The 11265-nt window shown below is 69.1% G+C and carries 5 protein-coding genes and 6 pseudogenes; 7 read left to right on the top strand and 4 right to left on the bottom strand.

Annotation, left to right across the window (positions count from 1 at the left end):
- From AWZ10_RS00040 to AWZ10_RS53330, 4 genes and pseudogenes are all read left to right on the top strand, one after another.
- A partial coding sequence (locus AWZ10_RS00040) for a ricin-type beta-trefoil lectin domain protein (protein ID WP_060890111.1) occupies positions 1-721 on the top strand: 721 nt, incomplete at its 5' end.
- A 43-nt stretch (positions 722-764) separates the two neighbouring features.
- Positions 765-913 (top strand): annotated as a pseudogene (locus tag AWZ10_RS49835) (IS701 family transposase); the annotation flags it as partial.
- A 134-nt stretch (positions 914-1047) separates the two neighbouring features.
- A pseudogene (locus AWZ10_RS00035) lies at positions 1048-2649 on the top strand (glycoside hydrolase family 43 protein); the annotation flags it as partial.
- Positions 2626-3138, top strand: coding sequence for an RICIN domain-containing protein (locus tag AWZ10_RS53330; RefSeq protein WP_244172321.1), 513 nt, complete (start codon positions 2626-2628; stop codon positions 3136-3138). The pseudogene AWZ10_RS00035 and the gene AWZ10_RS53330, both read left to right, overlap by 24 nt.
- A 210-nt stretch (positions 3139-3348) precedes the next feature.
- On the opposite strand, the pseudogene AWZ10_RS00030 reads toward AWZ10_RS53330, so the two are convergent.
- From AWZ10_RS00030 to AWZ10_RS47060, 3 genes and pseudogenes are all read right to left on the bottom strand, one after another.
- Positions 3349-3954, bottom strand: a pseudogene (locus tag AWZ10_RS00030) (IS6 family transposase); the annotation flags it as partial.
- 193 nt (positions 3955-4147) lie between these two features.
- Positions 4148-5788: a GDSL-type esterase/lipase family protein gene (locus tag AWZ10_RS00025; RefSeq protein ID WP_060890109.1), complete on the bottom strand. Its 1641-nt coding sequence runs from the start codon at positions 5786-5788 to the stop codon at positions 4148-4150.
- 110 nt (positions 5789-5898) lie between these two features.
- Positions 5899-6284 (bottom strand): annotated as a pseudogene (locus AWZ10_RS47060) (RICIN domain-containing protein); the annotation flags it as partial.
- Positions 6285-6331: 47 nt separating this feature from the next.
- Here AWZ10_RS47060 and AWZ10_RS00020 point away from each other — a divergent pair.
- Positions 6332-6649, top strand: a pseudogene (locus AWZ10_RS00020) (thiamine pyrophosphate-dependent enzyme); the annotation flags it as partial.
- A 59-nt stretch (positions 6650-6708) separates the two neighbouring features.
- Here AWZ10_RS00020 and AWZ10_RS00015 read toward each other — a convergent pair.
- A complete protein-coding gene (locus AWZ10_RS00015) occupies positions 6709-8757 on the bottom strand; it encodes an alpha-L-fucosidase (protein WP_046703359.1) in 2049 nt (682 codons plus the stop codon).
- A gap of 1045 nt (positions 8758-9802) precedes the next feature.
- Here AWZ10_RS00015 and AWZ10_RS00010 point away from each other — a divergent pair.
- Together AWZ10_RS00010 and AWZ10_RS00005 are read left to right on the top strand one after the other, a co-directional pair.
- On the top strand, positions 9803-10777 hold the full coding sequence (locus tag AWZ10_RS00010) for an alpha/beta hydrolase (protein WP_046703360.1): 975 nt from the start codon (positions 9803-9805) through the stop codon (positions 10775-10777).
- Between the two features lie 252 nt (positions 10778-11029).
- Positions 11030-11265: pseudogene (locus tag AWZ10_RS00005) on the top strand (PucR family transcriptional regulator); the annotation flags it as partial.

Here is an 11265-nt window from a genome sequence, read left to right as displayed (position 1 = left end):
CTCCACCGCCACCGCCCGGCTGAAGTCGCTGGTCAACCAGATCACCGCCGACGTCCCCGACGCGACCGTCCTCGTGGCCTCCCTGGTCGTGTCCACCAGCGGCTCGGAGGAGCAGTACCGTGCCGCGTACAACCAGGCCATCCCCCAGATCGTGAGCGAGGCACAGGCCGCGGGCAAGCGCGTCGCGTACGTGGACATGAGCAGCCTGACCACGGCCGACCTGGCCGACTTCCTGCATCCCAACGACTCGGGCTACCAGAAGATGGCCGACGCCTTCCACCGCGGCATCCAGTCCGCGGACAGCGCCGGGTGGCTGAGGAACCCCGCCCCCGCTCCCTCACGTGTGCAGTCCGAGTTGGGCGGCAAGTGCCTGGACGTCAGCGGCTTCGGCACGGCCGATGGGACCGCCGTCCAGACCTGGAGCTGCACCGGCGCCGTCAACCAGGTCTGGTCCGCCTACACCGACGGCACCCTGCGCTCCATGGGCAAGTGCCTCGACGCCGCCGGCTTCGGCACGGCCAACGGCACCAAGGTGCAGCTCTGGGCTTGCCACGGCGGCGCCAATCAGGTCTGGGAGCCCTACAACGGCGGCTACCGCAACCCCGCCTCCGGCCGCTGCCTCGACATTCCGGGCTTCTCCACGGCCGATGGCACGCAGCTCCACCTGTGGGACTGCCACGGCGGCTCCAACCAGAAGTGGACCACTCTGGCCGCCGGATGACCCCCGCCCGGGACCGGAGCCCCTCCCCGCCCCGGTCCCGGGATTCGAGGGCCGCTCCTGGACCGGCTGGCATCACCACGTCACCTGGTCGCCGCCGCCCATGCGTTCCTGACCGAGCAGCGCCTGGCCCGAAAAGCCGATACAGCGGGCTCACCCTCTAGCAGATCCTCGACACCATCCAAGACCTGCTGAACTGCTGGACCGGCACCTGCTCCACTGCCACCGCCCCCTGCCCAGATCATCCGCCACCAACCAGAACCCCAGAGCCAGAGACATTTCGAACTTCGGCTCTCGGTCTCCCTTACCCGTGAGGAAGCTGATTTCACATGTCCTGGCTCCAACACCCCCACAGCCGCCGGAGAGTCATGGCGGTCACCGCCGGTCTGGTCGCGGGCGCCACGCTGCCGACCATGCGCGCGGCGGCGACCACGACGGCCCAGCAGGAACGGTTCACCAACCCGGTGATCTGGCAGGACTTCGCCGACCTCGAGGTCATCCGCGTCGGCGACGCGTACTACTACAGCGCCTCGACCATGCACTTCTCGCCGGGCGCGCCCGTCCTGCGCTCCTACGACCTGGTCAACTGGGAGTTCATCGGCCACTCGGTGCCGGTCCTGGACTTCGGCGACGCGTACGACCTCAAGGGCGGACGGGCGTACGTCCAGGGCATCTATGCGTCCTCGATGCGCTACCGCCCCAGCGACAAGACCTTCTACTGGCTGGGCCAGATCGGCTGGCAGCGGTCGTACGTATACAGGGCCACCGACGCGGCGGGCCCCTGGACCCGGCACGCCGAGATCGGCAGCGGTTACTACGACGCGGGGCTGCTCTTCGACGACGACGGCACCCCGTACGTGGCGTACGGCGTCAACGAGATCCGCGTCGCGCAGCTCTCCCCGGACCTGCGCACCGAGGTCAGGTCCGAGCACGTGCTCACCAAGCCCGACGATTTGCACCTGATGGAGGGCTCCCGCTTCTACAAGATCAACGGGAACTACTACATCTTCGTCACCCGCCCGCCCAACGGCCAGTACGTCTGGAAGTCCACCTCAGGCCCCTTCGGCCCGTACGAGATGCGGGAGGTGCTGTTGGACCTGCCCGGCCCGATCCCCGGCGGCGGCATACCGCACCAGGGCTCACTGGTCGACACCCCGAACGGCGACTGGTACTACATGGGCTTCATCGACGCCTATCCCGGCGGCCGCGTCCCCGCCCTGGCCCCGGTCACCTGGAACGCCGCCGGCTGGCCCGAACTCCAGACCGTCAACGGCACATGGGGCGAGACATACCCCTACCCGGTCACCCCGCACCCGCTCCCGCCGATGACCGGCACCGACACCTTCGAGGGGACGGCGCTTGCGCCGCACTGGGAGTGGAACCACAACCCCGACACCGCGGCGTTCACCGTCAACAACGGGCTCACCCTCAGGACCGCCACCGTCACCGACGACCTCTACAACGCCCGCAACACCCTCACCCGCCGCATCCAGGGCCCCGCCTCCACCGCAACCGTCGTGCTCGACCACTCCGGGATGGCGGACGGCGACCGCGCCGGGCTGGCGATGCTGCGCGACTCCTCCGCCTGGATCGGCGTCACGCGGCTGAACGGCGTCAGCAGACTGGTGATGTTCGACGGCCTGACCATGGACGCCAACTGGAACACCAGCAGCACCGGCACCGAGCAGGCCCGCGCCGACCTCCCCGCCTCCGGCAGCCGCGTCTGGCTGCGCGCCACCGCCGACATCAGCCCGGGACCGGGCCGAGAGACGACGTTCTCCTACAGCACCGACGGCACCACCTTCACCCCCCTCGGCCCGGCCTTCACCATGAGCGAGAGACCTCATTTCTTCATGGGCTACCGCTTCGCCGTCTTCAACCACGCCACCCGGGCCCTCGGCGGCAAAGTGCGGGTGGAACGCTTCGACTTGCGCGCGTGCGCGCCGACGGCGCAAGCAGGCACTGTGGACACGAACGCCTGGTACGTCCTGGTCAACCGCAACAGCGGCAAGGCACTGGAGGTGGGGGGCTGGAGCTCCGCGGACGGCGCCGCGGTCAATCAGTGGGGCCGGCACGGCGGGACCAACCAGCAGTTCCAGTTCGTGGACTCCGGTGGCGGCTACTACCGGTTGAAGGCGAGGCACTCCGGCAAGCTACTGGACGTCTCCAGCTGGTCGACGGCCGACAACGCCGCCATCCACCAGTGGAGCGACCACGATGGCTTGAACCAGCAGTTCCGGTTGGCGGACTCACCGGACGGATACGTCCGGTTGATCAACCGCAACAGCGGGAAGGCCATCGAGGTACCGGGCTTCTCCTCCGCCGACGGGACCGGCATCGTCCAGTACTCGGACTGGGGCGGCGCGAACCAGCAGTGGAAGCTCGTCCGCGTCGGCTTCGCGGGCTCGCGCTCCTGCTGACACCGGCACCCGGTTCAAGGGCGTTGTCACGTTGTTGGCTGTGTGACTGCCTGACGGCGCGTCGTGGTGTGGTGGAGCCTGGTTCCGGGCTGTGTTCAGGCCGCGGTGGCGAGGCCGGCGACGCCGGTGATGTGCTCCCGGATGGCGAAGCGGACGGTCATCTCGGCTCGGTAGTCGTGGGCGGGCATCAGGTGTCGGCGGGGTCGGGAAGTGGGGCGGGACGCCGCTGAACGCGGACAGGAACCGCTGTGCCCCGCCCGCGGAGCGGAAGCCTTTCATCGCCCGTTCACGCTGCCTGGTGGGCTGGTGGCTGTTCTCGGCCCGGTTGTTCAGGCCCTTGTGGGAGCGGTGCTCGACGCAGGGCATGACCTCGCGGTGGGCGGCGCCGTAGGAGCGGAGCCTGTGGGTGACGATCACCCGCGGCACCGCGCCGGTCTTCTTCATCAGGCGGCGGAAGAAGCGCCTGGCCGCGGCCTTGTCCCGCCGGTTCTGCACCAGGATGTCCAGGACGTTGCCGTCCTGGTCGACGGCCCGCCACAGGTACTGCAACCGCCCGTTGATCCTGATGAAGACCTCGTCCAGGTGCCACCTGTCACCGGGCCGGGGCTGCCGGCGGCGCAGCGCGCCCGCGTAGGCCTGCCCGAACCTGGCGCACCAGCGACGCACCGTCTCGTAGGAGACGACGACACCGCGCTCGAGCATCAGCTCCTCGACCTCGCGGAACGACAGCGGGAAGCGGAAGTACAGCCACACACAGTAGGAGATGACCTCGACCGGGTACCGATGCCCCTTGTACGACAGCGACACGCTCCCCACCGACGACCCTTCCCAGGCTGATCACCAGAAGATCATCCCACCGGTCAGCCAACGTGACAGTGCCCTCGGCCGTCATCGTCACCGTCGCCAGCAGCTGCCCGCAGGCGCACGGATGACGGCCCGTTCCGTCCGGTGCCCCGTACGGGAGAGGGGGCGCCGAACGGAACTACGCACTCCGGGAGGTGGGCACCGCTCAGGAGGTGAGCAGCGCGAGGTCCACGGCGTTGGCGATGGCCTGCATGCCGGCGCTGTTGGGGTGCAGATGGTCGCCGCTGTCGTAGGCGGGGAGCAATCGTGCCGGGTTGGCCGGGTCCCGGAGCGCCGCGTCGAAGTCGATGACCGCGTCGAAGGCGCCGCTGGTGCGGATCCAGTCGTTGACCTGGGCGCGGATGGCGGCCTTGGCGGCGGTCTGCGAGGAGTGCGGCAGGATCGTCCCGCCGATGATTCGGACACCGGCCGTGTGTGCCTGGTCGATCATGGTCTGGTAGCCGGCGATGATCTGGTCGGCGGGGGTGGGGGTGGTGGTGTTGTTGATGTCGTTGATGCCCTCCAGCACGATGGCGTTCTTCACGCCCGGCTGGGTCAGGACGTCGTGGGAGAACCGGGTCCTGGCCGCGATGCCCTGCTGCGCGCTAGGGCTGTCGGTGACCACGCGGTTGCCGCCGATGCCCGCGTTGACCACGCCGAGGCGCTGGCCGCCGGACTGGGCCTGGAGCCGCCGGGCGAGGTAGTCGGGCCAGCGCTGGTTGGCGTTGTTGGTGGCGCTGGAGCCGTCGGTGATGGAGTCGCCGATGGCAACGACGGTTCCCTTGGCCGTGGGTGACACGACGTCGAGTCCGGCGACGTAGAACCAGCGGGCCGTGGTGGTGGTGAAGTTCGTCGCGGCCTCCTCGGCCGCGTGGTTGCCGGTGCCCGCGGCGGACAGGTAGGAGGTCTGGTGGGCGTCGTTGTGGTAGGTCGAGGCGCCGGTGGTGCCCGGGAGGTAGACGCTCACCAGCAGGTTCTGCTCCGCGACGACCGGCATCGGGATGACGTCGCTGGTCATTTCCTGCCCGGCTGGGATGGTGGGCGTGGCCGACCGGCCGAAGGTGATGGTACGCGTGGTGCCCGCGACCGCGGTGGCGCCGCTGGACTGGACGGCCACCGTGACGGCACCGACCGAGAGCGCGGTCGTGCTGCGCAGGTTGGACAGCCGGATGCGCAGCCCCGCGCCGGAGGTGTTGTTGTGGACGACCATCCGGATGGTCTGCGAGGTGAAGGTCTGGCCGCCGCTGACCATGGCCGGGCCCCAGGTCGCCGAGCGCGGGCGCTCGGTCAGGCTCCACTGCTGGTTGGCCGTGTTCTTGCAGGTCCACTGGATGATCGCGTGGTCCTCCGCGGTGGAGTTGTCGGAGACGTCCAGGCACAGGCCGCTGCGGGCGGAGACGATCGCCGAGCCGCTGAAGGTCCAGCGCTGGTTGCCGGCGCCGGTGCAGGGCCACTGGATGATCGCGGCCCCCGCGTTCGTGGAGCCGTTCTGGATGTCCATGCACTTGCCGCTGTTGATGTTGACCAGCGAGAAGGTGCCGTCGCCGTGGTCGACCGCCTCCCACAGCTGGCCGGGGCCGCCGGAGGCGGTCTTCTGCACGACCGCCGCTGCGTTGGCCAGGGAGTTCGACAGCACGGCGGCGTTCTTGCCGCTGTGCGCCGCTGTCAGCGCGTAGACGTGGCCGCCCTGCGGCGCGCCCGCGGCCGAGGCGTCTGCCGCCGGGACGAGGGCGAGTCCGACAGCGGCCAGACAGGTGGCGGATGCCGTGGCCGTGAGTCTGGCGGAGAGTCTTCGGGTGGTGTGCATGTGCGGCCCTTCTTTGCTGGGTGGGGACGTGCGGCTCTTCCGCGTGGGGACGTGCGCGTCTTCTTCGTGGAGACGTGCGGGTCGAGGGGCGGGGGCGCTCAGGAGGTGACGCTCCGCAGCGTCTTGATCTTGTAGTAGCCGTCGCCGGTCTTGGTGAAGGTCCACTTCTGGTTGGCCTTGTTGAGCCAGGGCCACTGCAGCACGTTGCTGTTGTTCGCGGTGGTCCTGCCCTCCACGTCGGCGACCTTGCCGCTGTGCCGGGCGACCAGCCGGTGCCCTCGCCGGGCAGCGTGGTGGACAGCAGTGCCGGCTTGGCCGTCCGGCCTCCGATCCTCACGCCGCCCATGTCCGCGTAGCCGCCGGTGGCCGAGTTGGCCCGGATCCGTACGAAGCCCACGTTCCGGGCGGGCCATTCGGCCACCTTGGTGGCGCGGTCGCCGGCCCAGGTGCCGGTGGCGACCTGGGTGAAGTTCGTGCCGTCGGTGCTGGTGGAGATGCACGAGATTCGCCCAGGACGCCACCTTCCACAAGACCGCCGGGCTGGAGATGCGGGCGATGGAGGGCGCGCCGTCCTTCCTGCCCTCGCATGAGTTCCCGGACGTCCAGCCCGGCGCCTTCGCCCGCTCCCTGGGCCTGACCGGCATCCGCGTGGAGAAGCCTGAGGACGTCGAGGCCGGCTGGCGCGCGGGCCTGGAGGCGGGCGGCCCCGCGGTGATCGAGTTCCTGACCGACCCGGCGGTCCCGCCGGTCCCGCCGCACGCGACCTGGCAGCAGATGGAGGCCACCGCCGAGTCGATCCTGAAGGGCGACGCGGACCGGGGGGCGATGGTGCGGCAGGGCTTCAAGTCGAAGGTGCAGTAGTTCTTGCCGGGGCGCGAGAAGAAGTGACGCGACGCCACATGCAAGCGGGAGACTGTGGGTCAAGCCCCGAACGTCCACAGCAGGTTGGTGTGCTGCTGCCACGTCCACTGCTTGGCCACGGCCCCTTCGGCGACCATGCCGCCACCGTCGAGGACCAGTCCCGTGCTGCGGTTGGCGATCGAGTACTGGCCTTGGCCGCGGTGGGTGATGCGCCACTGTTGGGTGTTACTGCCGTCCCAGGCCTTCTGCCGGGCCGGGTCGCCGTTGCCGGTAGCGCCCCAGCCGTCGGCGACCATGCCGTTGGTGCGGTTGACGAGCCTGTAGTAGCCGTTGCCGAGTTCGATTGCCTGCCACTGGAGATTGGCGTGGTCTATCGACTCCCACTGCTTCAGGTTGGAGCCGCTGGCGACATTGCCGCCGCTGTCCAGCGCCAAGTGGTTCGTGACATTGTTCAGGCGGAAGTACTTGTCGGGCCTGAACGTCACCTTCAGTGATCTGATCGCGTCATTGTTGCCGGTAACCCCGAGGTCGGGGGTGTTCGAGGTGAACGTCCAGGCGGTGCCGGTGAAGTTGTCGCCGGAGTAGCCCGTCACCTGGTAGCCGTCGGGTACCAGGATGGAGGAGGCCGTGGCGGGCGCCAGGCCGGCGGCGGACAGCTGGGAGGAGGTGTAGCTGCCCAGCGGCAGGACGGCGCGGGTGCCTTGGTAGTCGACGTTCTGGAACACCGTCGCGGAAACCCTCACGGGCATGCCCTGGACCTCGACGCACACCACGGAGTCGTTGGCGTTCGGCGCGGTGGCCGGCACGGTGACGTTGATCTGGTCGGTGACGGTGTACGGGAGCGAGACCGAGGGATTGTTCAGCAGATAGACGCGGCTGATCGCGTTGTCGATCACTGGGATCCGGAGCTGGCCGTTCGTGGGCCAGGTGAAGACATGAGCGAAGAGCTTGCCGCTCTTCTTGGTGACCCTCCCCCATGCGGGTTCGGTGGCGAACGGGCTGCCGCTGGTGCCGTGAATGCTGTCGCTGTACGTCGACATCCATGAGGCCAGGCCGTTCAGGACGGTCTGGGTTCCCGCTGTGACCGAGCCGTCGCCCTTGGGGCCGATGTTCAACAGGAGGTTGCCGTCCCGGGAGACCACCGTGACGAGCTCCTGGACGACATCCTTGACGGATCTGTAGGAGTTCTCCCTCCCCGCTTGGTAACCCCAGGCGCCGTTCATGGTGGCGCACCGCTCCCACGGCCGGCCCATCGGCTTGGCGGGTATCCCGAACTCCGCGACCGTGTAGTCGCCGAGCCCGTGGTCCCGCTTGACCCGTTCGTTGACGATGAGGCCGGGCTTGCGGGCGATCAGCCAGTTGTAGAGGTCGACGCCGTCCGATTCCAGCCACCAGTCCTCCAGGGTGGGGCTGGAAGGCTCGGCGAACCAGTCGCCGTCGAACCACAGCAGTGCCGGGTCGTAGCGGTCCAGCAGTTCCTGAAGCTGGGCCTTCATGTCGGCGATGTAGGCGGTGCGTGCGGCCTGCGACGACATCGTCGTGAGACCGCTCTCGTGCCGGTCGGTCTGGGAAGGGTGGTTCCAGTCGAGGATCGAGTAGTACAGGCAGAACTTGATCCCACGGCTCTCGCACTCGGTCTTGAGGTCCATGAGCGGGTCGGACTGGATGCCGTTGAAGTCGCGCAGGTTGTACAGCTTCGTGCCGGTGGTGTCGGTGAAGCCCGCCACGTCGGAGTTCCACATCGCGTAGCCCTCGTGGTGCTTGGCGGTGATCACGAGGTACTTCATGCCGGCGTTCTTGGCCAGCTCGGCGATGGTCGCGGCGTTGAACTGGCTCGGGTTGAAGTTCTGGGTGACCTGGGTCTGGTAGTCCGCCTTGCTCCACTGCTGGCTGTCGAACACCCACTCGCCCTGGCCGCGGTACGAATAAGACCCAAAGTGGATGAACATCCCGAACCGGGCCTGGTACCACCAGTCCATCTTCGAGGGGACGGTGTACGCCTCTGCGGTGGCGGGCCACAGAACCTGAGGCAGTCCGAAGGCCGCCACTCCTCCGGCAAGGGCGGCGGCCTTCATCAGAGAGCGTCTGCTGAGGGGGGCTGAGGACATGGTGCGGCTCCATGTGTCAGGGAGAGGGAAGGCAGGCGTTACGAGCGGACGGCTTGGGCGCTCCACTCCGCGTCACACCCGAGGAGTCATCGGATTGATTTATATGAGTACGGCGGTGGCCGCGTCTAGAGGCAAGACGATAATCCCTGGCAGCAATGGGCATTTGAAGGGTTTCCGAAGATGGAGGGAGCGCCGAGGTTGGGCTATACATCGGATCTCTTCAGGAGGTACAGGCCAAGGGCGGCCCACGCGAACGGGACGAGACAAGCAGGTGGTCGCCGCGGTGAGCGTGGTCGCCCCGGCCTGCCGGGTCCACCCGGAGGCGGAGACGGAGATCGCCCAGAAGGTCCTGACCACAGCAGGCGACATCAGCGACCGTACGGCGGTCGCCGCGGGGTGACCCCGCCCACGCTGCCGGCACACTGCCCGAGCCACGCCCTGTCCCGCGACGTGGGCCAAGCCGCGCGTCAGGGGTGGTGAGGCCAACCTGCGCGGTTCTTCGCCGAACAGGCGGCACGAGCCGCGACATGGCGCAAGGTCGGCCACACGAACATGGTCGGCACGGCCGCGGTCGGGGCACGGCGCCGCCCGCCATGCGCTCGACAACCTCTCGGCTCATCGGTGGCGAGGCCATGTCCTCATTGAATTCCGGTCGGTGGACGTCTCGCATCGGCCGGCCTTGGTCAGCAGCACGTTGATGGCCCTGGCGACCACGAGGGTCTGCCCGCTGGTGGTGGCCGATGTGCTGCTGCCGGAGGTGACGACGCGGGTGGCGCCTTCGTAGCCGTATGCGCCGTACCTGAACCTGCGCGGCACCTCCGGGGTGTCGCGCCCCGGTCCTCTGTGAAACGTGGCATGTCTACGGCCGAACGAATAGGTACTTTGATGAGTGAAACGGCCTCTTCATCTCCCGAGATGAGCGCTTTCATCCGCGCTACCCGCCAAACGGCGGGCAAGTCCCGCCGTACGGCGGCGTGCCGGAGCCCGGCGTACGCGCGGATCATCGCCGTACGATCCGCCGCACGCAGCATGAGGAGCACAGGCAATGACGCTCACGCCGCCCCCGTTCGACCCGGAACTCGCCGCCGCCCTGGAGATGATCAAGGACACGTTGCTGACCCAGCTGACCATGGACGAGATCGAGGCCACCCGTAACGGTCCCGGTATAGAGATGTGGGCGGACATGGACCTGACCTTGGGCGGGGCGTTCGAGGTCGAGGACCGGGTCGTGCCGGGTCCCGAGAACGCGCCCGACATCTCGCTGCTGATCTGCCGGCCGGTCGATCCGGCGACGGACGGTCCGCTGCCCGTGATCTACCACGTCCACGGCGGCGGCATGGTGCTCGGCAACAACCGCGTCGGCGTGGACGCCCCGCTGCGCTGGGCCAATGAGCTGGGCGCGGTCGTGGTGTCCGTCGAGTACCGCCTGGCACCGGAGAACCCGTACCCGGCGCCCATCGACGACGTGTACGCCGGGCTGCTGTGGATCGCCGGCCACGCCGAGGAGATCGGCGCCGACGCCGAGCGGATCGTCATCACGGGGGCCAGCGCGGGCGGTGGCCTGACGGCCGCGCTGGCCCTGCTCCTCAGGGACCGCAAGGGTCCGCGCCCCGTCGGCCAGATGCTGATGTGCCCGATGCTCGACGACCGCAACGACACCCCCTCCGTGTACCAGATGGAGGGCCTCGGCGCGTGGGACCGCACGGCAAACGACACCGGCTGGACCGCGCTGCTGGGTGAGCGGCGCGGCGGCCCGGACGTCTCCCCGTACGCCGCCCCGGCTCGCGCGGAGGACCTGTCCGGGCTGCCCCCTGCCTTCCTCGATGTCGGCTCGGCCGAGACGTTCCGCGACGAGGTCGTCGCCTACGCCACCCGCCTGTGGCAGGCCGGCGGTGCCGCCGAGCTGCACGTGTGGCCGGGCGGCTTCCACGGCTTCGAAAGCTTCGCCCCCCAGGCGGTCCTCTCCCAGGCATGCCAGGCGGCCCAGGTGGCGTGGCTGCGCAGGCTCCTCGCAGAGTGACGGGGCCGGGTACCGGGGGGTGTGGCTGACGCGCGGCTGCCACCGCGCACCCGCCTGCCCACGCGTGGTGGGGGAGGCGGTTTCTTTCGCCGCGGGTTGCGCAGGGGGTTGACCGCGCAGTAGTTCCCCGCGCCCCTTCAGGGGCGCGTACGCGGCGGTCGCGCGGGGGAGGCGGCCCGCGCCGCACTCCCCAGCGCGACCTGTGAGCGCACACACTCCACGAAACGTGGCCCCTTGGCGCACCATGGGGCCATGAAAGAGCTGGCGGGGCGGCTGACCGCACTGGATCCGGATGCCGGCGCCGCCGTCCGGGTCATCGCCTACTTCGACCGGCTGGCCGAGCACCGGGCCGGTCTTGAGGCGATGGTGCGCGGGGTCGCCGTGCTGGCCGGGTGTCCGGCGCGGCTCGCCGACGCCGGGCGGCGGGTACGTCTGCGGGTCGAGACCGACGGGCACCGCCAGGACACGGACCAGCCTCCCGACCCCGC

It is taken from the genome of Streptomyces europaeiscabiei, assembly GCF_001550375.1.
Lineage (GTDB): Bacteria > Actinomycetota > Actinomycetes > Streptomycetales > Streptomycetaceae > Streptomyces > Streptomyces europaeiscabiei.
This window is presented reverse-complemented; position numbering and strand designations above follow the sequence as displayed.